Annotated in this window: 20 protein-coding genes and 1 pseudogene; 6 read left to right on the forward strand and 15 right to left on the reverse strand. The window is 46.0% G+C overall.

Features of this window, described 5'->3' with window-relative positions; all coding sequences use genetic code 11:
- Positions 1–18 precede the first annotated feature (18 nt).
- From EL143_RS05175 to glyQ, 8 genes are all read right to left on the reverse strand, one after another.
- Positions 19–1,068, reverse strand: a complete 1,050-nt coding sequence (locus EL143_RS05175; protein WP_085416521.1) for a hypothetical protein — start codon at positions 1,066–1,068, stop codon at positions 19–21.
- The gene (locus EL143_RS05180) at positions 1,061–2,101 is read right to left on the reverse strand and encodes a CgeB family protein (protein WP_085416540.1); all 1,041 of its coding nucleotides are present in this window, start codon (positions 2,099–2,101) and stop codon (positions 1,061–1,063) included. Before EL143_RS05180 ends, EL143_RS05175 begins: the two co-directional genes overlap by 8 nt.
- A gap of 67 nt (positions 2,102–2,168) precedes the next feature.
- Entirely contained in the window at positions 2,169–4,232 is a 2,064-nt protein-coding gene (glyS, locus tag EL143_RS05185) for a glycine--tRNA ligase subunit beta (protein ID WP_085416522.1), read from the reverse strand.
- Positions 4,233–4,259: 27 nt separating this feature from the next.
- Entirely contained in the window at positions 4,260–7,064 is a 2,805-nt protein-coding gene (locus tag EL143_RS05190; protein ID WP_085416523.1) for a glycosyltransferase family A protein, read from the reverse strand.
- A 78-nt stretch (positions 7,065–7,142) separates the two neighbouring features.
- Positions 7,143–8,993 (reverse strand): lipid A export permease/ATP-binding protein MsbA, encoded by a 1,851-nt coding sequence (gene msbA, locus EL143_RS05195; protein WP_085416524.1) that lies wholly within the window; start codon positions 8,991–8,993, stop codon positions 7,143–7,145.
- A gap of 50 nt (positions 8,994–9,043) precedes the next feature.
- Positions 9,044–9,409, reverse strand: a complete 366-nt coding sequence (locus EL143_RS05200; RefSeq protein WP_158087833.1) for a 50S ribosome-binding protein YggL — start codon at positions 9,407–9,409, stop codon at positions 9,044–9,046.
- A 71-nt stretch (positions 9,410–9,480) separates the two neighbouring features.
- Positions 9,481–9,729, reverse strand: a complete 249-nt coding sequence (locus tag EL143_RS05205; protein WP_126326640.1) for a hypothetical protein — start codon at positions 9,727–9,729, stop codon at positions 9,481–9,483.
- 240 nt (positions 9,730–9,969) lie between these two features.
- Positions 9,970–10,875, reverse strand: coding sequence for a glycine--tRNA ligase subunit alpha (glyQ, locus tag EL143_RS05210; protein ID WP_085416527.1), 906 nt, complete (start codon positions 10,873–10,875; stop codon positions 9,970–9,972).
- A gap of 147 nt (positions 10,876–11,022) precedes the next feature.
- Between glyQ and EL143_RS05215 the strand changes: the two genes are divergently transcribed.
- Complete coding sequence (locus tag EL143_RS05215; RefSeq protein WP_085416528.1) at positions 11,023–11,688, forward strand: OmpA family protein; 666 nt, start codon at positions 11,023–11,025, stop codon at positions 11,686–11,688.
- 160 nt (positions 11,689–11,848) lie between these two features.
- On the opposite strand, the gene dxs is transcribed toward EL143_RS05215, so the two are convergent.
- Positions 11,849–13,732: a 1-deoxy-D-xylulose-5-phosphate synthase gene (gene dxs, locus EL143_RS05220; protein WP_085416529.1), complete on the reverse strand. Its 1,884-nt coding sequence runs from the start codon at positions 13,730–13,732 to the stop codon at positions 11,849–11,851.
- A gap of 213 nt (positions 13,733–13,945) precedes the next feature.
- Here dxs and EL143_RS05225 point away from each other — a divergent pair, with 213 nt between their 5' ends.
- On the forward strand, positions 13,946–15,160 hold the full coding sequence (locus tag EL143_RS05225) for a pyridoxal phosphate-dependent aminotransferase (RefSeq protein WP_085416530.1): 1,215 nt from the start codon (positions 13,946–13,948) through the stop codon (positions 15,158–15,160).
- Between the two features lie 184 nt (positions 15,161–15,344).
- Here EL143_RS05225 and EL143_RS05230 read toward each other — a convergent pair whose 3' ends face one another.
- The 4 genes from EL143_RS05230 to minC are packed head-to-tail and all read right to left on the reverse strand — an operon-like array spanning position 15,345 to position 18,132.
- Positions 15,345–16,280: a hydrogen peroxide-inducible genes activator gene (locus EL143_RS05230; RefSeq protein WP_085416531.1), complete on the reverse strand. Its 936-nt coding sequence runs from the start codon at positions 16,278–16,280 to the stop codon at positions 15,345–15,347.
- 2 nt (positions 16,281–16,282) lie between these two features.
- Complete coding sequence (gene minE, locus EL143_RS05235) at positions 16,283–16,546, reverse strand: cell division topological specificity factor MinE (protein WP_085416532.1); 264 nt, start codon at positions 16,544–16,546, stop codon at positions 16,283–16,285.
- Between the two features lie 3 nt (positions 16,547–16,549).
- The gene (gene minD / locus EL143_RS05240) at positions 16,550–17,362 is read right to left on the reverse strand and encodes a septum site-determining protein MinD (RefSeq protein WP_085416533.1); all 813 of its coding nucleotides are present in this window, start codon (positions 17,360–17,362) and stop codon (positions 16,550–16,552) included.
- Positions 17,363–17,412: 50 nt separating this feature from the next.
- On the reverse strand, positions 17,413–18,132 hold the full coding sequence (gene minC / locus EL143_RS05245; protein ID WP_085416534.1) for a septum site-determining protein MinC: 720 nt from the start codon (positions 18,130–18,132) through the stop codon (positions 17,413–17,415).
- Positions 18,133–18,246: 114 nt separating this feature from the next.
- Here minC and EL143_RS12715 point away from each other — a divergent pair, with 114 nt between their 5' ends.
- Complete coding sequence (locus EL143_RS12715; RefSeq protein ID WP_232001358.1) at positions 18,247–18,405, forward strand: hypothetical protein; 159 nt, start codon at positions 18,247–18,249, stop codon at positions 18,403–18,405.
- Here EL143_RS12715 and EL143_RS05250 read toward each other — a convergent pair.
- A pseudogene (locus EL143_RS05250) lies at positions 18,373–19,351 on the reverse strand (TerC family protein). The gene EL143_RS12715 and the pseudogene EL143_RS05250 overlap by 33 nt on opposite strands.
- A 178-nt stretch (positions 19,352–19,529) precedes the next feature.
- Positions 19,530–19,976, reverse strand: a complete 447-nt coding sequence (locus tag EL143_RS05255) for a CopD family copper resistance protein (RefSeq protein WP_085416535.1) — start codon at positions 19,974–19,976, stop codon at positions 19,530–19,532.
- A gap of 146 nt (positions 19,977–20,122) precedes the next feature.
- Between EL143_RS05255 and EL143_RS05260 the strand changes: the two genes are divergently transcribed.
- From EL143_RS05260 to rpsG, 3 genes are all read left to right on the forward strand, one after another.
- The gene (locus tag EL143_RS05260; RefSeq protein WP_085416536.1) at positions 20,123–20,326 is read left to right on the forward strand and encodes a glycine zipper 2TM domain-containing protein; all 204 of its coding nucleotides are present in this window, start codon (positions 20,123–20,125) and stop codon (positions 20,324–20,326) included.
- Between the two features lie 251 nt (positions 20,327–20,577).
- Complete coding sequence (gene rpsL / locus EL143_RS05265; protein WP_003783497.1) at positions 20,578–20,949, forward strand: 30S ribosomal protein S12; 372 nt, start codon at positions 20,578–20,580, stop codon at positions 20,947–20,949.
- Positions 20,950–21,060: 111 nt separating this feature from the next.
- Complete coding sequence (gene rpsG / locus EL143_RS05270) at positions 21,061–21,531, forward strand: 30S ribosomal protein S7 (RefSeq protein ID WP_009115852.1); 471 nt, start codon at positions 21,061–21,063, stop codon at positions 21,529–21,531.
- Positions 21,532–21,547 lie beyond the last annotated feature (16 nt).

Raw genomic sequence — 21,547 nt, forward strand, 5'->3', positions numbered from 1 at the left:
GTTGTAATAGAAGTAAATTCATTTTTTCGGTAAGCTCGGTAAGCTTATCGGAATATTGGGCTTGATATCGAATACGAAGTTTATCCAGTTACCAAAGCTGTATTTATGTTTGATCGATTGTGGTAAAGGTTGGTAGGGACGCAACATGAACGCTTTAAGTTCGTTGATATTGCTGCCGTTCCACACAAAAATATTATCGGGGTGATAAAAATCGTAGTGGACGATAGTGGGGTTGGTAGTGATGAGCTTTTTATCGTAGCCGATGGCTTCAAAGATACGCAGCGACAAGCCATAATGTTTATTGTTTAAAAAATCTACTAAAATTCCCGACCGCTGCACCATCCTCAAATTTTCGCGGTAGGATAAAGCATCGGTAAAGGCAAAATAATTCACGTCCGGCAAATCAAGCTCTTTGTGGGCTTTTAAAGGATCAGGAGCACCGATATGGAAATCTACGGGTAAACCGATTTCTTTGGCGGTATGGTAGAAAAGTCGGATATCATGAATGCGCTGTTTGGCATGAGATCCAATAAAAAACAGGCTGCCTTGCGATGTTTCTTCTTGAGGGTAGCAATCAAACCAAAAGCTGGTAATGGGAATCAGCTTTTCAGCATATTCGGGGCGCTTGCCTATATCATAAGGGTCGAAAAAAAGAAATTTGTCGAAATAGCGGATTTTATAAAATTCGTGTTCCAAAAATTCTAACGTTTCCCAATTATAGTGCACCATCAGTTTACTTTTATCACGTAAAGTCTGCATAAATGAGCTGGGAAATACGCCCGGCCAAATCATAAAGCAATAATCGGCCTGCCCTTTAATGCCGTCGAGCTGGCGCATAAAGCCCGGTAGGAAAGGTTTGAACAATTCTTCTTTTTTGTATTCGCGCCGGCGCAGCAGATTGCGGTAGTAAAGCTTTTTAATCCGTGCCCACAGGCTGGTGTAAACAAATTTGTCTTCTTCATAAACGAGCTCTACGACATCGAAGCCGTGATAACGTAAGTTGTCTGCTATGGATTGGTAAATGTTGAATATTGGCGGCATAGCCAAAATAACAGTTTTTTTATTCATGATTTGGTTCTGTTTGCGGTTGGGGCAGGCTGATGGTTTGATTAGGTTCAATGTTTAGAATATAGCGGATCCAGTTTCCGAAGCTGTATTTTTGTCGGATGGTCTCATCTATTTCATGATAAGGCGAGGCGAGAAATTCGCTCATTCCATCAAACGATTTACCGTCCCAAATATAGATATTGTCGGGATGGTAAAAATCGTATTTGGCCACTTGAGTATTGGTGGTAATCAGTTTTTTTCGGTAACCTAGTGCTTCGAATGTGCGTAAAGACAAGCCCTTATGGGTGCTTATGACAAAATCGGCTAAAACTCGGCAGCTTCGGGCGAGGTTTATATTTTCCAGGTAGGAAATACCCTCATGGAAACGTATATTGCCTACCGGATATTCTTGTTTGGCCTGTGGATTTCCGGGGCAGGCAATTTGAAAATCAAGGTGCCAGCCGGCCGTTTCTGCATGTTGGCAAAAGCGGATGATGGGTTCTTTGCGGTCTTCCCGGTGAGCGCCTAAAAAATAAATTTGATTGGATGTTTGTGTTGAAAGCTCGGGAAAATGGTCGAAATAGAAGCTGGTTGCCGGCAATACTTTTTTTTCAAAACGCTGTAAATCATCGGGATCAAATACATAAAAGCGATCGAAAAGCATCATTTGTTTGGCCGCGGCGGAGAAGCGTTCCAAACCATCCCATTGATAATTTACCATGGTTTGGCTACGGTTTTTTATTTCCCGTAAAAAGCTTTCCGGATACACGTCAGAACGGATAAATAGCGCATAATCGAATTGGGAATGGCGGGCAAGCTGGTCATTTAATTGACGGCGTTTAAGGCTAACCATAAGTTCTTTTTTTGCTTCCGAGTTGCCGAGTAGTTTTTGCCACTGTGTGAGTAGACGCGTTTTGAAATCAGGATACTGGAAAGTCAGAGAGTCTAAGGAAAAATCAATAACTTCAAATCCGTGATAACTTAATGATTGAGCGACGATTTTTGCAATACCAGCGTCGTTAATCATACCGAGTAACACGGTGGGTTTATTCATCATGTATCTTTATCCTTAACGTAATTCGGACAGCTTGTTTAAAGTCAAGCTGTCCGGTACGGTTTGCTTACTCGCTCAAAAGTGCGATATCCGCCACGGCATTCATCAAATCCGCCAGTTGTTTCAACAGATTCAGGCGGTTTTGTTTTACGGCGGCATCGTCGGCCATTACCATCACATTGTCGAAGAAAGCATCTACCTGTGGCTTCACGCTGGCTAATTCAGACAGGCCTGTCTGAAAATCTTGGGCGGCCAATGCGGCTTCGATTTTCGGTTGCAGAGCTTGCGCTGCGGAGAACAGGGCTTTTTCTTCGTCTTGCTGCAACAGGCTTTCGTTTACTGCGCCCAATTCGGCATCGGCCTTTTTGAGCAGGTTTTGCACGCGCTTGTTGGCGGCGGCAAGGGTGGCGGCTTCGGGCAGTTGTTTGAACGCGGCCACGGCTTGCAGTTTGGCGGCAAGGTCGTTTAAACGGCTGGGTTGTTTGGCCAATACGGCGGCGACGATGTCTTGCGGATGGTCGTTTTGCAGCAGCACGGCCAAACGTGCCTGCATGAAGTCGGCGACTTCAGCAACGGTGTTGTCGGCGAGTTTGCCTTGCGGGAAGCTGTTGTAGGCCGTCTGAAGCAGGTCGTTGATGTCCAAATCGTGCTGCATCAACATGCGCAAGATGCCCAGTGCGGAGCGGCGCAGGGCGTAGGGGTCTTTGTCGCCGGTGGGAATCAGGCCGATGCCCCAAATGCCGACGAGGGTTTCCAGTTTGTCGGCCAGCGCCACGGCGGTAGCGGTTGTGCTTTGCGGCAAGTCGTCGCCGGCGAAACGCGGTTGGTAATGCGCTTCGATGGCTTGGGCGATTTCTTCGCTTTCGCCGTCCAAGCGGGCGTAGTATTTGCCCATGGTGCCTTGCAGTTCGGGGAATTCGCCGACCATTTCGGTAACGAGGTCGGCTTTGGCCAAGCGGGCGGCGCGTTCGGTAACGGCAACGTCGGCGCCCAATGCTTTGGCGATGTGGCCGCTGATGCTCATCAGGCGGCTGATGCGCTCGGCTTGGTTGCCCAGTTTGTTGTGGTACACCACGTTTTCCAGTTTGGGCAGGCGGCTTTCCAAAGTGGCTTTTTGGTCTTGCTTGTAGAAAAATTCGGCATCAGACAGGCGGGCTCGCAATACGCGTTCGTTGCCGTGGATGATGTGGCTCGGGTCTTCGGCTTGCAGGTTGGAAACCAGCAGGAAGCGGTTCATCAGCTTACCGTTTTGATCGAGCAGCGGGAAGTATTTTTGGTTTTGCTGCATGGTGAGAATCAGGCATTCCTGCGGCACGGCGAGGAAGTGTTCTTCAAAACCGGCCTCCAATACCACCGGCCATTCTACCAGCGCGGTAACTTCGTCGAGCAGGGCTTCGTCGGCGGCAACCGTGGCGTTCAGACGGCCTGCCTGTTGGTTTAAGGCCGTCTGAATGGCGGCTTTGCGTTCGGCAAACGAAGGAATCACTTTTCCTTCATGGCGCATTTTTTCGGCATAGCTGTCAGCATTTGGGAATACGATGTCGCCGCTGCTCAAGAAGCGGTGGCCGAGAGTGTGGTTGCGGCTGTTCAAACCCAATACCGAAGCCGGTACGGTGTCTGCGCCGTGCATGACCACCAAACCGTGTACCGGGCGCACAAAGGTATGTGTGCTGCTGCCCCAGCGCATCACTTTCGGAATCGGCAGCTTTTTCACGGCTTGCGCCAAAATATCGCTGATTAAGGCTGCCAAAGGCTGGCCTTGTTGGGTGAATTCGTAGGCATACACATCTTGTTTGCCGTCGTTGTCGATTTTCAGACTGGCAATATCGATACCGCAAGAGCGGGCAAAGCCTTCCAGCGCTTTGGTGGGCACGCCGTCTTTCATACCCGCGGCAACGCTCGGGCCTTTTTTTACCACCAAACGGTCGGCCTGTGCAGCTTTAACGTTTTTCACTTGCACGGCCAAGCGGCGGGGCGAAGCGTAGGTGGTGTATTCGGGCGCACCTTCGATTAATTGTTCTTTTTCCAAGCCTTCGACGATAGAAGCGGCAAGGCTGTTGCCCAAGTTGTTGAGGGCTTTGGGGGGGAGCTCTTCGGTGAGGAGTTCGATTAATAAACAAGAGGAATACATTTGCAGTTAACTTTCAAATTAATTATGCTATTTTTTAAATGGCTTTATTTCTTCAACTAAAACTTTAGATATTTTCTGATTTAGAAGGTTTTGGCTTTTATTGATTAGATCTTTATACATGGTGTTTTGTTGTCCCCATAAAGTTGAAAACAGCTCTTCTTTATGGCTTACTAAAAAAGGTGAAACAATTAAACCTTTGATTCCTCCATGCGTTTCAATATAACGGTCAATCGTATTATCTGTTGTATGTTTAAGATTATCCCAGCTATAAATCTTAGAATAAGCCGATTGGTTATATATATTCAAAACGGTACTAACAAGTTGATTGATACCATAGAACTTTTCTGTTTGTGATTGAACGGTGGAAAGATATATTTCTGATTTTTCAGATAAATCTGCTATTAGACCGGAGAAAATATCCCAAGGTTCTTTGCTATTGGTCAAATCTTGTTTGATATGGTTGTATCTTTGTTCAAATTGGCTGTCGAACAATACATCATCCTCGCAAATGCTGACTTGCGGTAAGTTCAATTTTTCTGCAATCTTCATCATAAATTTGTAGCTCAGCCCACAGCCCACCCAGCCTATCTTATGACGTAATCCTGGAAATATCCAGATATTGTATTTGTTGTCGCGTTCAAAATCTTGTCTGCGCAATACCGATTCAGGCAGACTCAAACACCAAAAATCATTATTTGGTTGAATATAGTCTGCACATAAATTATAGAAAGTATCAAAATTTATCAAATCTTGAGCCAATAAAAAGCGATAAAAATAGAATTCAAATTTGCTAACTTTTTTACTTTCTGCTTGAATTTTTTGTAATTGATTATTGAATTCTGTAGGTGTTTTTAACCAATAGGAAATTTTATCTATCATAGAATCAACATCGCCTATTTCGACGAAATCAACTAAATTCTCCAATTCGGGATGCTGTGTTTGATCGCTTCCTACTTCGGAAACGATGAGTTTATTAAGCGATAAGCATTCATACAAACGAGTGGTTTCCAATAAAGCATTTTCATAATAGTGGATGTTGACAATAATTCTTGCTTTTTTCAATAAAGCATATAAATCATCTCCAAATACTTCGGAAATAACTTTTACCGAAAATTTTTCACGGAGCTTATTGAGGAACAGCTGTCTGCGTTCGCAATTGGGATCGCCGTAAAAAGCAACATCGTATTCAAATTCTTGATTGATATTGTTTTCCATTTCGGTATGCAGCATTCCTACGGGTAAATAATATAATTGGTTAAAAGGAATATCATTTTCTTGTAAGAAATGAATATTCTGAGCAGAATAATCAAAAATATACTCTGCATTTTTCAAGCGATAAAAATATTCTTTAGTAAACCATCTGTGTGAAATACTTTGTTCCATTTGAAAAGCTAAATAATGTTTAGGCAGCTTTTTAAACATTTGCGGGCAAATAACAATATGCCATTGCTTTGTATATCCCTTTTTAGGCATTTCAAAAATGATTTTTGTGGAAATATTAATTTTTTTTAAACTTTGACTAAACAATTTGGCAATGAAATATGTATGCTTTGTTGTTAAAATCACTATTTCATTGTTAAGATCCAAGGGATAATAACTTTTTTGTTGGTACGTTCTGCTTTTTAAGAAGTTTTTAACACCTCTGGTTCCTTCTGATTGATAGATCGGTTGGCATGTTTTCCATGCTTCACGGAATCCTCCTTCATCTTTCATTAATTTGCGGAAAAGATTTCTGTAACGGTTGCCGGACTTGATGGATTTTTCTAATTTAATTAGTGGCTTTAAAATTTTGATTACTAATGATTTTGTGTAAACATCATTTTTACTTTCCAAAGAAGCTAAAATTTTTTCCAAATCCTGCTTTTGGTTGATTAAATCGGAAATTAATTTTTGATTGCTTGAATTTGCATTTAGAATATTGGCTTTTTCTTCCTGTAACTGAGAAATACCTAAATCTAAGGCTTCATTTTGTTTTATTAAATCAGAAATTAATTTTTTATTATTTAAGTTGCTGTTTAAAAAACTGTTTTTTTCTTCCTGTAACTGGGAAAGACTTAAATCCATATCCTGATGTTGCCAAAATATTTGTAGCAAATCCCAATAGCTGAGCTGGTTTTGCATAAAAATAGTATTATTTTTAATATAAACCCGCTGGATATGGTCTTTTAATAAAAGTGGATTACATTGTAGTTGATGTATTAAGGATGAACCATCATCTCTCTTCCGATAACGGAAGAGTACTTCTGGAATTTGAAATACCTCCCCCCCTTCGGCCAACATTCGAATCCATAAATCCCAATCTTCATGAGTCGGTAAAGACTCATCAAATCCACCCGATAAGCGGAAGTGTGTTGCACGATGAATGGCAATGCAGGGAATTCTGTTTCCCAATAAAATACTTTTTAATCCTTCATAAGGTGGTAGTTGCCAAATTCCTGTTTGCGCTCCAAAAAATTCTGATAAGGGATAAACCAGTTTGACTTCCGGAGATTTTTCTAATATTTCTACGCTTTGGCTGATATAAGTGGGGAGAATAACATCATCAGCATCTAAAAATAAGAAATACTCCCCGTGTGCATAAGTTGCCGCAGCATTACGGGTTGCTGATAATCCTTTATTTTCTTGGTAAAAATATTTAATGTGTGATTTATTTTTCAATAAGTCAATTAAAAAGAGGGTGTCTTCTTCTGAAGAACCATCATTGACAATAATGATTTCAATATTGGGATAGGTTTGTTGTTCTACTGAATCAATGGTTTCTATAATATATTTTTGGCAGTTGTAGTATGGGATCATCACCGATACAAGCGGGAGATGGTTTGAATTATTCATGGGTAGTACCTTGGGTTCGTTATATTCTAAAAAATTAGAATTATTTTCATATGTTCAGATGCAAGCCGATTGCGAAGCCTATTCTCCTGATTTCGGCATGTTGCTTAATGCTGCATAGTAACCCTGTTTCCGTAACAATTCGCTATGTGTGCCTTCTTCTATGATATGACCATCATCCATCACAATAATACGATCCGCTTGTTCAATAGTTGTTAGGCGGTGGGCGACGATAATACTGGTACGTCCGTGCATTAAGCGTTCTAGTGCTTGCTGAACCAAGCGTTCGGATTCGTTATCTAATGCGCTCGTAGCTTCATCTAAAAGCAAAATTGGAGCATCTTTCAAAATAGCGCGTGCAATGGAAACACGTTGCCGTTGACCGCCGGAGAGTTGGCTGCCGTTGGCTCCGATAGGTTGGTGTAGTCCGTGAGGTGAGTTTTCTACCAAGTCTTGCAGATTAGCGGCTTTGAGAGCGGTCAATACTTCTTCTTCGCTTGCTTCTGGGCGGCCGTAGCGCACGTTGGCCAACAGGGTGTCGTCAAATAAAAATACGTCTTGCGATACGAGTGCGAATTGTGCACGCAAGTTCGATAGAGTCAGGTCTGCTATGTTTTCACCGTCTAAATACACTGCTCCCGCACTTGGTTCCACAAAGCGTGGTAGCAGGTTTACAACGGTGGTTTTGCCGCTGCCCGAGCGCCCCACTAAAGCTACACGTTCGCCGGGCTTAATGTCCAAATTGAAGTTGTCTAAAGCTTTTTTGCTGTCTTCACGATAACAGACATCAATGTTTTCAAATTTCAGGTGGCCTGAAACATTATGTAGGGTTTTAGTGCCGGTGTCTTTTTCAGGTGTGGTGTCTAAGAACTGGCAAACGCCGTCTGATGCCAAAAACATGGTTTGCATGGGGATGCTGATGTTGGCGAGGTTTTTGATGGGGCTGAGCATTTGCAGCATAGCCACAATAAAGGCCATAAATTCGCCAATGGTGGTGTAGCCGTTTTGGCTCTGCCACAGGGCAATGAAAATCACCACGGCTAAGGCAAGAGAGGCAATCAGCTCGCTGAAAGGTGAGCGTGCGGCGGCGGCTTGGGTAATTTTTTTGCCTAAGCGGACAATGGTGTTGTTGACTTCGGCAAAGCGTTCGGATGCTTGTTTCTGCCCGCCGAAAAGTTTGACTACACGATGCCCTTGATGAACCTCGTTAACCACGCTGTTCAGAGTACCGATGCTTTGCTGTGCGCTGAAGATAATATTTTTCAGTCGGTTACGGTAGTAGCGTGAGAGAAGCGACAACAAAGGGAACATTAGTGCAACTATCAAACTGAGCTGCCAGTTGAGATAAAGCAGCACGCACACCAAACCGATAACGATAAGGGTGTCGCGTGTGAGCGTGATAAACACGTTGCTGGCGTTACTGATGGATTGATCGGCCAGCTGAACCATGTTCATCAACACATGGCCGGAAGGTGTTTCTTGATGAAACTTTGAAGATAAGAGCAGCATTTTATTAAACATGTCGCGGCGCAGGTGGCTGATGGCCATGACTGAAACCCAAGTCATCAGATAAGTGCTGGCGAAACGGCATACACCGCGTATCAAGATTAAAATGATGAAAAATACCGGCACAATCCACACTTTTTCGGGCGTGCCCCAAATCATGTAGGTAAATTGCGCTTTCCAGTTTTGAAGAGTGGCGATGATCCCGCTAGCGGCATTGAGTTCAGGTGGTGTGGTGGGAGCTGCAAAACCCTGATTCACTAAGGGTGCGATAAAGGCGGCCAAATAGCTTTCGGTGGCGGCTACGCCGAAGATGGCAAGCAAAGCCCAAATGATACGGGCTTTGTAGGGGCGGACATATTTTAGTAGCCGCATAAAGTTATGCGAATCTTCTTTCGTAAAGAGGCCGAAGGTAAGTTTTTCTATCATAAAGTCAATGTGTTTTATCAGTAAGGCCAAACGTGGTTTTCAGACAGCCTTTATTTATGAATTTGATTGCATTGATTGTATTCGGTTTCATCACCGTAAAAACCGTCAATCAATTTGCCGGCGCGTAGGTGTTGCATATCTTTTCGTGCAACCAGCCATTCAATCAACATTTGCCGTTGCATCGGCGTGATGTTGTGCGGCGGGTGTTTGGTATGGTCGAACATGATGAAAAAGTTTTCCGCCGTACCTCCGCTTACCAGGCACATTGAGTTTGCGTGCACCCAATCTATTACGTCATTGATAAACTGTTCAAAATATGCTGCGCTTTGATATTCCGGCATCAGGCTGCCGCGCACGCTGAAAACCAGGTTTTGATATTCGCCCACATAAAATTTTTTGCGTTGGCGGGCGTTCATCTTACGGATTTTCCGTCGGCTGGGTGTGCAGTGGTAATGCGGCATAAAATTTTTAAGTTTTCAGACAGGCATTAATTGTTTTGCCTGCACGCTTCAAACCTATACCGGCTGTATTCCGGCTTTTTTTCAGAAATGATCAGGCATTGAGTGGATACGGCATGGCAGTCGCGCAAACCTGTGCCGTCGTAAACACCCTTTCTTTCCAAAACAGTCAATTTTTTCTGTACTTTTTTATCTTTATCAAACAGCCACCAAATGGCCAGACCTTCATTATCCAGCATGGTCAACCTCTCCACTTTGGTACCAAGAGCTGCTTCCATTTCTTCAGGAAAACCATATGGGGATTGTATGCATAAGGTTTCGGATTCAGGAAAAAGCTTTGCTAAAGGCACGGGCGCTGAAGCAGCTTGCGTCCACACATCACCATCAAGTTTGGGTGGAAAAAAGGCATACAAGTACAGCATTGAAATGAAAGCTAAGATACATTACTTCATCCCGCTCAACCTTTTTTCAGACAGGCATTGGAAAGCTGTTTGAATAAAGTGTTATAAAAAATTTATTTACGCAGCTTTGTTCTTAATCAGCGGGAAACCCAATTGCTCTCTGCTCTCCACAAACTTTTGCGCCACAATCCGGCTCAAAGTGCGTATGCGGCCTATGTAAGTGGCGCGTTCGGTTACGGAAATGGCGCCGCGGGCATCGAGCAGGTTAAAGGTGTGGCCGGCTTTGAGTACCATTTCGTAGGCGGGCAGTGCCAGCGAGGTGTCTTCCACTTCAAGCAAACGCTTGGCTTCGGCTTCGAAGTTGTTGAAGTTTTGCAGCAGGAGTTCGACGTTGGCGTATTCAAAATTATAGGTGGATTGTTCCACTTCGTTTTGGTGGTAAACGTCGCCGTAAGTGATGGTTTGGCCGTCGGGAGTTTTGGACCATACCAAGTCATATACGTTTTCCACGCCTTGCAGATACATGGCGAGGCGTTCGATGCCGTAGGTGATTTCGCCTAAAACGGGTGTGCAGTCGATGCCGCCGACTTGTTGGAAATAGGTAAATTGGGTCACTTCCATGCCGTTGAGCCATACTTCCCAGCCCAAACCCCAAGCGCCGAGGGTGGGGTTTTCCCAGTCGTCTTCGACAAAGCGGATATCGTGAACTTGCGGGTCGATGCCCAGTTCGCGCAGTGAATCAAGGTATTGTTCTTGAATGTCGGCCGGAGCGGGTTTTAAGGCCACCTGAAATTGGTAATAGTGTTGCAGGCGGTTGGGGTTGTCGCCGTAGCGGCCGTCTTTGGGGCGGCGGCTGGGTTGTACGTAAGCGGCATACCACGGCTCGGGGCCTAATGCGCGCAGGCAGGTGGCGGGGTGGCTGGTGCCGGCGCCGACTTCCATATCGAAGGGTTGTAAAACGGTGCAGCCGCGTTCGGCCCAGAAATTTTGCAGTTTGAAGATAATTTGTTGGAAGGTAAGCATTTTGGAATTTCACGCAAGTGATGAATAGTAAAGGCTGCATTTTAGCCTTTTGACCGGTTTCAGGCTAGCATGGCGTCAGTTTTTCGGTATAATGCGGCAAATTTTATCTATTTTGTATTTTCTGATTTTCTACAAAGGAGCTGTATGATGGCTGACAATAATGATGATCACAAAGAACAACGTATCGGTTTATGGATAGCAGGCGGCGCGGCGGCTTTGTCTGTGTTGTCGATTCTGTTTTATGCGGTTTACGGTTGGGAGAGCGGTAAAATCGAAGGTTCTCCGAAATATGGCCAAGCGGCTTCCGAAACGGTTCAGGTGGTGGCAGCTTCCGGCGCTGCTGCAAGTGAAACGGTGGTGGAAACCGTTTTGCCTGCATCTGCGGAAACTGTGGTGGTAGCGGCATCGGCTGCCAGCAGCCCGAGTGGGCAGGCTTTAGCCGAAACACCGGCCGATCCTGTTCCTGCATCGGTTGCTGCTGACAGCGCCAACGTTATCGTTGAAAACGGTATTGTCAAATTCTATTTTGCTACCGGTAAAGCCGACTTGGCCGCCAATGCAGAAGAAGCGCTTAAAGACGTGTTGGCTGGTGTGAAAGAGGGCAGAAAGGCGGTAATTTCAGGTTTTAATGACAGCACGGGCAGCGATGCGGTTAACGCGGAATTGTCGAAGCGCCGAGCTTTTGCGGTTCGCAATGCTTTGCTGGGCTTTGGTGTTCCGGAAAGCCAGATTGAATTGCGTAAACCTGAAAACACGGAAGCCGGTAAGGGCAATGATGCTGAGGCGCGTCGTGTGGAAGTGGTGTTGGAGTAATTTGGGCGCAAGCCGTTAATTAAGTAGAATGCCTGTCTGAAAAGTTTTCAGACAGGCATTTTCTGTTTGGCCGCATAGTGCATGAATCTAGAAAATAGCAGGTTCGTTACACCCAAGCCAAACTCAAAGCATGATGAAATCATGTGGAAAATTGATTGGTTTAGTTCGCCAGCCACGCTTGAATCTGCTTGGTCAGACCCGCTTCGCTCAAGCCCAATTGGTCAAGCAATAAGGCGGGGTCGCCATGCTCGGTAACGGTGTCTTCGATTGCGGCCAGCAATACGGGTTTGCAGATTTTGTGTTTTGCCAAAAGCTCTAATACTGCGCTGCCCGCACCGCCTTGCTCTGCGTTTTCTTCTGTGCAGACGAGGTAATCGTGTTCGCGGGCAAGTTGCAGAATCAATGTTTCGTCAAGCGGTTTGACAAAGCGCATATCGGCTACGGTGGCATTGATTTTTTCCGCTGCGCCTAAGGCGGGCTGCACCATACTGCCGAATGCGAGAATGGCGGTTTTTTCGCCTTGCCTGCGGATAATGCCTTTGCCCGGTGCGACGGTTTCCAGGTTTGCGGCGGGAGTGGTGCCGTTGCCGGAACCACGCGGGTAGCGCACAACGCTCGGCACATCCAATGCGTAACATGTGGAAAGCAAAAGGCGGCATTCGGCTTCGTCGCTGGGAGCGGCAATGACCATATTCGGGATGCAGCGCAGGAAGCTCAAATCGTATACGCCTGCATGGGTAGGCCCGTCGGCACCGACAATGCCGGCGCGATCCACGGCAAACATGACTGGCAGGTTTTGTAAGGCAACGTCATGCACCAATTGGTCATATGCGCGTTGTAGGAAGGTGGAGTAAATCGCCACTACGGGTTTGGCGCCTTGGCAGGCCAAACCTGCCGCAAAGGTTACGGCGTGTTGTTCGGCAATACCCACATCGAAATAGCGCTCGGGAAAGCGTTGTTCGAACTCGACCAAGCCGCTGCCTTCCCGCATGGCAGGCGTGATGGCCACCAACCTTTTATCGGCTTGGGCTTGATCTATCAGCCATTGGCCGAAAATTTGGGTATAGGTGGGTTTGGGCGGGGCAGCCGGTTTATCGGCTTCCGGCGGTGCCGGAGTTTTGCCGATGGCATGATATTTCACAGGGTCGCATTCAGCCAATTTGTAGCCGTTGCCTTTTTTGGTGATCACGTGCAAAAGCTGGGGGCCTTTTCTGCTGCGCATTTCGCGCAATACATCAACCAGTTGCTCGACATTATGGCCGTCCACCGGGCCGGTATATTCAAATCCGAAGTTTTCAAAGAGGGAAAGCGATTGTTTGATGTGGTCGCCTTCGCTGGCAATGGCTTTGATTTTGTGTTCGACTTTTTGTGCGATTTCTAAAGCGCCGGGCAATTTATCCAGCACTTTGCCGGTTTGGGTTTTAATGGTGCTTAATACGCCGTGCATATCGCGCACGACATTGCTGGCTAGGTATTTGGGAAACGCGCCTACATTCGGCGAGATAGACATTTCGTTGTCGTTCAAAATCACAAGCAGGTTGACATCCATGTCGCCTGCATTGTTTAGCGCTTCAAAGGCTTGTCCGGCGGTCATTGCACCATCGCCGATTATGGCAACGCTGCGGTTGCTCCGACCGGCCAGTTTATCGGCAACGGCCATGCCCAATGCAGCACCGATGGAGGTGGATGAATGGCCTACGCCGAAGTCGTCGTATTCGCTTTCGCTGCGTTTGGGAAAGCCGGCCAAACCGCCGTGTTGGCGCATGGTATGCATCCGGTTGCGGCGGCCGGTCAGGATTTTATGCGGATAGCTTTGATGGCCGACATCCCAAACTAGATGGTCGTCGGGTGTGTTGTACACATAATGTAGGGCGATGGAAAGCTCTACGGCGCCGAGATTGCTGGCAAAGTGACCGCCGGTTTTGCTCACGCTTTCTAACAGGAATTCGCGCAATTCGTTGGCAAGCCGGGGTAATTGCGTTTTTTCCAAACAACGCAGGTCGCTCGGCAGGTTGATGGTGTCTAGTAATGGCGTGCTGCTCATAAGGCGGTCTTTTTGATTAATGTGGTTATTCAGCGCTGATTATAGCAAGTTTTATATCAAACTGAATATGCTTTACCGATGCCTGTCTGAAAGGCTTTTTTCAGACAGGCATCTTGAATCGGAACCGAATTTTCTCATGCTATCCCCTTTAAATTGTTGCTAAAACGGAGTACATTTCCAAACTAATCAAATTTAAATCAGGACACAGCCAAAATGGAACGTTTCCCTAAATCTCATAAGCTTGATCACGTTTGCTACGACATCCGCGGACCGGTGCATAAAGAAGCCCTTCGTCTTGAAGAGGAAGGCCATAAAATCCTGAAGTTGAATATCGGCAACCCGGCACCTTTCGGTTTTGAGGCGCCCGACGAGATTTTGGTGGACGTTATCCGCAATCTGCCTTCTTCGCAAGGTTATTGCGATTCGAAAGGTCTTTATTCTGCTCGAAAAGCCATTGTTCATTATTACCAAACCAAAGGCCTGCGCGATATTACGGTTAATGATGTTTATATCGGAAACGGAGTGTCCGAATTAATCACTATGGCCATGCAGGCGCTTTTGGATGCGGGTGATGAGATCCTCATTCCTGCGCCTGATTATCCTCTTTGGACGGCGGCAGCTACTTTGGCCGGCGGCACGGTGCGCCATTATTTGTGTGATGAAGAAAATGAATGGTTTCCTGATATTGAGGATATCAAATCAAAGATTACGCCGAATACCAAAGCCATTGTTATTATCAATCCGAACAATCCTACCGGCGCGGTGTACAGCAAAGAAATCCTGCTGGAAATTGCAGAAATTGCCCGCACCCACAATCTGTTGATTTTTGCGGATGAAATTTACGACAAAATTCTGTACGACGGTGCAGTGCACCATCATATTGCCGCGCTGGCTCCCGATTTGCTGACCGTTACATTTAACGGGCTTTCCAAATCTTATCGTGTGGCCGGTTTCCGCCAAGGTTGGATGGTGCTCAATGGTCCCAAAAGGCAAGCACAAGGCTATATTGAAGGGTTGGATATGCTTGCGTCTATGCGGTTGTGCGCCACGACGCCGATGCAGCACGCTATTCAAACGGCATTGGGCGGTTATCAAAGCATCAATGATTTGGTGCTTCCCGGAGGGAGGTTGTTGGAGCAGCGGAATAAAGCTTATGAAATGTTGGTGCAAATTCCCGGCATTACATGCGTAAAACCGAAAGGAGCGATGTATCTTTTTCCGAAAATTGACACGGAAATGTATAACATTCACGATGATATGCAGTTTGTGTTTGATTTGCTTAAGCAGGAAAAAGTATTACTGGTGCAGGGCACCGGATTCAATTGGCCTAAGCCGGATCATTTCCGCGTGGTAACTTTGCCTTATGTGCATCAACTGGAAGAGGCAATGGCCAAACTTGCAAGATTCTTAAAGCATTACCACCAATAAATACTTTATAAGTTGCTTAAAGCAGCAACAACATCAGTCTCGTTCTACTTGCATTGTCTTCGGCTTGTTGCTTTGTATGAAAAACTGATTTGATTGAAAATAGTCAATGCCTGTCTGAAACTTAAGTTTCAGACAGGCATTGACTATTTTTTCATGTGTTGGACATAGTTCAACTATAAATACTTTATTTAAGCGCTGCTTCGTCTTTTATAAACGTTACACCTGCTAATTGGGATTTTAAAATAGCGTTTCTTATTGTTGACAATGCCTTTGGCCGAATGAAATTTCGGCGGTAAGCCAAAATGATACGGCGCTCAGGAGCCTTGCCTTCGAACGGTATGATGCTGAACAGCATATGATCGTTTTCTGTTAAGGCGGTTGCCGGCAATACGCTGATGCCCAAACCGCTGGCGACCATGTGGCGGATAGTATTGATAGAGCTGCCCTGCAAGGTGTTGGTCAGCCCTACAATCTTTTGGCGGGAAGCAAGCTCCGAACAGCTATCTAAAACTTGGTCGCGCATGCAGTTGCCTTCGGTAAGCAGCAATACTTGTTCTTCGGAAAGCTGGTGTGTGCTGACCGCATCCAGCTCTTCGAACGGGTGCCCTTTAGGAACGATAACAAAAAACGGTTCGTCATAAAGCGGCATGCTGACTATGCCCGGCTCATGGAAAGGTTCTGCTACGATAATGGCATCCAAATCGCCGCGTTTGAGTGACTCGGTGAGGACATTGGTGTAATTTTCATCCAGCATCAAAGGCATTTTGGGCGCAGTTTCCCGCAGGGAAACGATCAGCTTGGGCAAAAGATAAGGGGCTACGGTAAAAATCAAACCAAGTTTGAAAGCACCTTCCAATTCATTTTGCTCTTCCGTAGCCAAATGTTTGATGATTTCCGCTTCTTCAAGCACTTTGCGCGCTTGCGCGATAATGCGCTCACCTGCCTCTGTGGTGATGATTTCGCTGCTGCTGCGGTCAAACAGAGACACTGCCAGTTCTTCTTCCAGCTTTTTAATCGCGATAGAAAGTGTCGGTTGGCTGACAAAACAGCGCTGCGCGGCGCGACCGAAGTGCCGCTCTTGCGCCACAGCAACGATATAGCGTAATTCGGTCAGGGTCATTTTCAGCTTTCTTTTTTTTGGTCGGGCAGCGTGATGTTTAATTCAAGCACATCAAGCCCATTTTGTTTTTCTTGGGAAATGCGGATGTCATCCAAGGAAACATGAACGTATTTCGACAATACTTCCAGCAATTCTTTTTGCAAGGTTGGCAGGTAGTCGGGAGCTTGCTCTTTTACCCGCTCTTGTGCAATGATGATTTGCAGACGGTCGCGGGCAACTTGTGCGGTTTTGGGCTTCCTGCCAAACAGGATATCAATTAAAGCCATGTGTTAACCTCCGAACAGGCGTTTGAAGAAGCCTTTTTTCTCGGCATCCAGAAAACGCATTTCGCGGTTTTCGCCCAATAAACGGGAAATTACGTCTTTATAAGCTTGAGCGGCAACGGCATCTTGCTGGTGGATTACCGGAGAGCCGGCATTGGAAGCCTGTAATACGTTTTGCGATTCGGGAATCACGCCGATTAGCGGAATGCGCAGGATGTCTTGGATATCTTGCACGGAGAGCATCTCGCCTTTTGCAACGCGCTCCGGCGAGTAGCGGGTGATTAACAGATGCTCTTTAACGCTTTCGCCTTTTTCTGCTTTACGGCTTTTGCTGCCCAAAATGCCCAAAATGCGGTCTGAGTCGCGAACGCTGGACACTTCCGGGTTCGTGGTGATGATGGCTTCATCAGCAAAGTAAAGTGCCATCAATGCACCGGTTTCAATACCTGCCGGAGAGTCGCAGATGACATATTCGAAATCCATTTTCTCGGTAAGCTCGTTGAGCACTTTCTCTACGCCTTCTTGAGTCAGCGCGTCTTTGTCGCGTGTTTGCGAAGCGGGCAGGATAAACAGATTGTCGCAATGTTTGTCTTTAATCAATGCTTGGTTGAGTGTTGCTTCTCCTTGGATAACGTTAATTAAATCGTATACCACTCGGCGTTCGCAGCCCATGATGAGATCAAGGTTGCGCAAGCCTACGTCGAAGTCGATAACGGCGGTTTTGTGGCCGCGTAAAGCCAAACCTGTTGCGATGCTGGCGCTGGTAGTGGTTTTACCTACGCCGCCTTTACCTGAAGTTACTACAATGATTCTTGCCACGGTGTTTCCTTCTGTTGATTTGATTAATATTGATTGATTTTACCATCATCTTATTCTGCGTCGATTGCGCTGATGATTAAACGGTCTTCTTGCAGGTATACCTGCACGGATTTGTGGTTGAGATGCGGTGGCAGGTCTTGTTCGAAAGTGCGGTAGATACCAGCCACGGAAACCAGTTCGGCCTGCATCGAATGAATGAAGATTCTGGCTTTCCGGTTGCCGGCAGCGCCGGCTAATGCACGCCCCCGCATCGGGCCATAGATATGGATATTGCCGTCGGCAATGAGTTCTGCTCCTTTGCTGACCATGCCGGTTACAATCAGGTCGCCGTTTTCTGCATACACTTGCTGGCCTGACCGGATGGGCGAGGAAACGAAAACGGTGGGTTTGCTGATGACGGTTGCCTGAGGCGATTGTGAAACAGGCTCGGGCTGGGGTATCGGGGTAGGTGCTGTTTCCGAGCTTGTGGGATTGCCGATTTGGCAGAAAGGCAGCCCGTGTTTCGAGGCAATCTGGTTCCATTGTTCGTGTGGATGGCGCAGACCGGCCAGAACCAAACCATGGCTTCTAATCAGCGAAGCAATGCCGCCGACATTGAGGTCGGCGGGGTCTTCAAAGTCCTGCATGTCAAGCAGGAGCGGCATGTTGAGTTCTTTATATTGTGTCGCCCGTTGTTTTAAGGCTTGATCTAATTTTCCTAAATCGCCTGTGTGGATTTGTAGCGCGAGGGCATCAAGACGCGCAGATTTCACGTCAAAAACGGTATTCATTTTGAAATGGTTACCATAAAAAAATTTAATAGTGAGAGTTTACCTCGTAAAACAAACCTATTCAATCTGTGGCGGATAGAATGGTGTAAAAATATTCGAGCGGTAGGAAGATGTGTGAAGAAAGGTAAAATTTTGAGGCTGTTTTACAACGGGGTTTTAAACAATGCCTGTCTGAAAAAAGTTTCAGACAGGCATTGTTTGGGCGGCGGTAATGCTTTTGCCGGTGCTTCGGCAGGGAGGTTAGTTTCGTTGTTGCTGCCTGCTGTGCAATAAGGAAATCAAAATAGATGTGCCCCAGTGCGCCGAATACGACGGCAAGTGAAATGCCCACGGGTATGTGCGTCCATTTGGCAATCAACATTTTGATACCGATAAAGCTGAGTACAAAGGCTAGGCCGTAGTGGAGGAAAACGAAACGGTCTGCAATGCCGGCCAGCAGGAAATACATGGCACGCAAACCTAAGATGGCAAAGATGTTAGAGGTTAAGACGATAAAGGGATCGGTGGTGATCGCAAAAATGGCAGGAATGCTGTCAACGGCAAATACGATATCCGAGAGTTCAACCATGATTAAAACCAGTAATAGGGGAGTGGCAACCCGTTTACCGTTTTCAATGGTAAAGAATTTCTCGCCGTTTAATTTGTGGCTGACACGGATGTGCTTTTGAAGCCAAATCAGCATTTTGTTTTGCGACAGGTCTTCTTGTTCGTTATTCTCGCCGTGTTTGAGCATTTTCAGGCCGGTGTAGAGCAGGAAAGCGCCGAAGATATACAAGACCCATGAAAACTCCCTAACTAACACAGCTCCGATAAATACCATGAGTGCCCGTAAAACGATAGCGCCGAACACGCCGTAAAGCAGTACACGGTGCTGGTATTGGGGAGGAACTTTAAAGTAGCTGAAAATCATCAGAAACACGAAAAGGTTGTCAACCGCCAAAGATTTTTCAAGCACATAGCCGGTAAAGAACGCCATCACTTTTTGTGCGGCAACTGCTTGGCCGATCGACTGGTTATGGGCCAGTTCCTAATAGAGCCAGCCTGCAAAAGCGCATGAAACGGCAACCCAGATGAGCGACCATGTCAAAGCTTCTTTTACGCTGACCTTGTGTGCGCCTGCTTTTTTCAGCGACAGCATATCGATTGCAATCATGATCAAAACGGCAACTAAAAACACACCATAAAATAAGGGCGTACCCACCGATATTTGAGATTCCATTTTGTTTAGAGATTCCTGAATATTTAAGTTGAATGTGGGACAGCTGATTGTACTGCGGAGCAAGAGAATGGTGTGCAGGTATATAAACCGATGCTGCGCACGGGTTCACTTTGTTTACGTTTAGTCAAACGCTCAGCATCATAATGCCTGTCTGAAAGACGGTTTTTCAGACAGGCATTTACCAAGACAGATAAAACATAGTTTTTGCCAGCAACACAATCAGTATCATATGGCATAGGACTGCTCTGTGAATATATTTAGACCAAGCCGGAGTCAATGTGCCGCGTCTCATTTTTCTGACTGCAATGATGAAATGCACCAAAACGCTTAATGCCAAAGCAATTTTGAAAACGAGCTGTATCGAAAAGGAAGAACCAAACGGTTGCGTGAAAGCAGAAGTGTAGCGGTGAACCATGACTAATCCGGATAAAAACACGCCGATCACAACAAAAGGCATAACCCGGGTGGCGCGTCGGGAGATAGCATTTTCGACTTCTTTGCGTGTTTCGCGGGAAACCTGTTTGCTGTGAATCGCACTGAGTATCAATGTTTCAAAAAACACGCCGCCGACAAAAATAACCGCGCAGAATAAATGGACGATATGAGCAAAGGCATAGGCTGTCATAACACAATCCTGTAAAACTTTAACGATGAAAAAGTATCTCACGTTTAAGCAATGTAAGGTAGTTTACCGATTATTTTCATGTGTTGAATAATAATTTGGAATAGATAAATCATCTGCCGATTATGAATTTTTCTTAAGGAGTTTTTATGAAAAATACCCTGACTAAAGTAATTGCAGTAGCTGTAACTGCTACATTACTCTCGGCCTGCCAAGGCATGACAACCACTCAACGCAACACAGCTACCGGTGCCGTAATCGGCGGTGTTGCAGGTAACATGATTGGTAAAGATACAGGTTCTACATTGGGTGGAGCTGCATTGGGCGGAGTAATCGGAAGCCAGATTAAATAAGGGCTTTAGACCATATGTTTTAATTGAAATCCTACTGGGTTTCTAAATGGCACGATGCCTGTCTGAATGTTTCAGACAGGCATCGTTTATATCAAAAAACATTTCATTCTATTCATACGGTTCATACGGTAAACAATTCTCTTGTAAAGCTTTTTAGACTATTGCGTTGACTTGATGTTTGTTAAGCAGCTATAATTCCGCTTTTGTCGGCATGGTGTCGGCAAGTATTTAACTCAACAGGACGAGAAAATATGCCTACTATTAATCAATTGGTACGCAAAGGCCGTAAAAAGCCTGTGTACGTAAACAAAGTGCCCGCACTGGAAGCTTGCCCGCAAAAACGCGGCGTATGCACCCGTGTGTACACTACTACTCCGAAAAAACCGAACTCTGCATTGCGTAAAGTATGTAAAGTACGCCTGACTAACGGTTTTGAAGTTATTTCATACATCGGCGGTGAAGGCCACAATCTGCAAGAGCACAGCGTTGTGCTGATTCGCGGCGGTCGTGTAAAAGACTTGCCGGGTGTGCGCTATCACACAGTTCGCGGTTCTTTGGATACTGCAGGTGTTAAAGACCGTAAGCAAGCCCGTTCTAAATACGGTGCAAAACGTCCTAAGTAATTTGCTAGGATTAGTCAGGCACGTGGGCAGTCTAAAGACTGTCGAGTAAGTGAATATCCCGTTGGATATTCATGGGAAATGCCCAACTGAATAGATATTTAAGGAATTAAAATGCCAAGACGTAGAGAAGTCCCCAAGCGCGACGTATTGCCGGATCCGAAATTCGGTAGCGTTGAATTGTCTAAATTTATGAATGTTTTGATGATTGACGGTAAAAAATCAGTAGCAGAGCGTATCGTTTATGGTGCACTTGAGCAAATTGAGAAAAAAACCGGTAAGGCAGCTATCGAAGTATTCAACGAAGCCATTGCTAATGCCAAACCTATCGTGGAAGTGAAAAGCCGCCGTGTCGGTGGTGCTAACTACCAAGTTCCTGTTGAGGTGCGTCCTTCTCGCCGTTTGGCACTGGCAATGCGCTGGGTGCGTGATGCAGCCCGTAAGCGTGGTGAAAAATCAATGGACTTGCGTTTGGCGGGCGAATTGATTGATGCGGCAGAAGGCCGTGGCGGCGCGATGAAAAAACGTGAAGAAGTGCATCGCATGGCCGAAGCCAATAAAGCATTCTCTCACTTCCGCTTCTAATCCAGATTTAGAAAGG

Source organism: Neisseria canis (assembly GCF_900636765.1).
In the GTDB taxonomy this organism is placed as follows: domain Bacteria; phylum Pseudomonadota; class Gammaproteobacteria; order Burkholderiales; family Neisseriaceae; genus Neisseria; species Neisseria canis.

Excerpts from the sequence above, each read along its gene's own strand:
- EL143_RS05225 (WP_085416530.1), top strand. The coding sequence starts at position 13,946 with ATGGAACGTTTCCCTAAATCTCATAAGCTTGATCACGTTTGCTACGAC.
- EL143_RS05200 (WP_158087833.1), bottom strand. The coding sequence starts at position 9,409 with ATGAACGCCCGCCAACGCAAAAAATTTTATGTGGGCGAATATCAAAAC.
- dxs (WP_085416529.1), bottom strand. The coding sequence starts at position 13,732 with ATGAGCAGCACGCCATTACTAGACACCATCAACCTGCCGAGCGACCTG.
- EL143_RS05180 (WP_085416540.1), bottom strand. The coding sequence starts at position 2,101 with ATGAATAAACCCACCGTGTTACTCGGTATGATTAACGACGCTGGTATT.
- EL143_RS05175 (WP_085416521.1), bottom strand. The coding sequence starts at position 1,068 with ATGAATAAAAAAACTGTTATTTTGGCTATGCCGCCAATATTCAACATT.
- EL143_RS05230 (WP_085416531.1), bottom strand. The coding sequence starts at position 16,280 with ATGACCCTGACCGAATTACGCTATATCGTTGCTGTGGCGCAAGAGCGG.
- glyS (WP_085416522.1), bottom strand. The coding sequence starts at position 4,232 with ATGTATTCCTCTTGTTTATTAATCGAACTCCTCACCGAAGAGCTCCCC.
- msbA (WP_085416524.1), bottom strand. The coding sequence starts at position 8,993 with ATGATAGAAAAACTTACCTTCGGCCTCTTTACGAAAGAAGATTCGCAT.
- glyQ (WP_085416527.1), bottom strand. The coding sequence starts at position 10,875 with ATGCTTACCTTCCAACAAATTATCTTCAAACTGCAAAATTTCTGGGCC.
- EL143_RS05190 (WP_085416523.1), bottom strand. The coding sequence starts at position 7,064 with ATGAATAATTCAAACCATCTCCCGCTTGTATCGGTGATGATCCCATAC.
- EL143_RS05215 (WP_085416528.1), top strand. The coding sequence starts at position 11,023 with ATGGCTGACAATAATGATGATCACAAAGAACAACGTATCGGTTTATGG.
- EL143_RS05260 (WP_085416536.1), top strand. The coding sequence starts at position 20,123 with ATGAAAAATACCCTGACTAAAGTAATTGCAGTAGCTGTAACTGCTACA.
- rpsL (WP_003783497.1), top strand. The coding sequence starts at position 20,578 with ATGCCTACTATTAATCAATTGGTACGCAAAGGCCGTAAAAAGCCTGTG.
- EL143_RS05255 (WP_085416535.1), bottom strand. The coding sequence starts at position 19,976 with ATGACAGCCTATGCCTTTGCTCATATCGTCCATTTATTCTGCGCGGTT.
- rpsG (WP_009115852.1), top strand. The coding sequence starts at position 21,061 with ATGCCAAGACGTAGAGAAGTCCCCAAGCGCGACGTATTGCCGGATCCG.
- EL143_RS05205 (WP_126326640.1), bottom strand. The coding sequence starts at position 9,729 with ATGGAAGCAGCTCTTGGTACCAAAGTGGAGAGGTTGACCATGCTGGAT.
- minC (WP_085416534.1), bottom strand. The coding sequence starts at position 18,132 with ATGAATACCGTTTTTGACGTGAAATCTGCGCGTCTTGATGCCCTCGCG.
- minE (WP_085416532.1), bottom strand. The coding sequence starts at position 16,546 with ATGGCTTTAATTGATATCCTGTTTGGCAGGAAGCCCAAAACCGCACAA.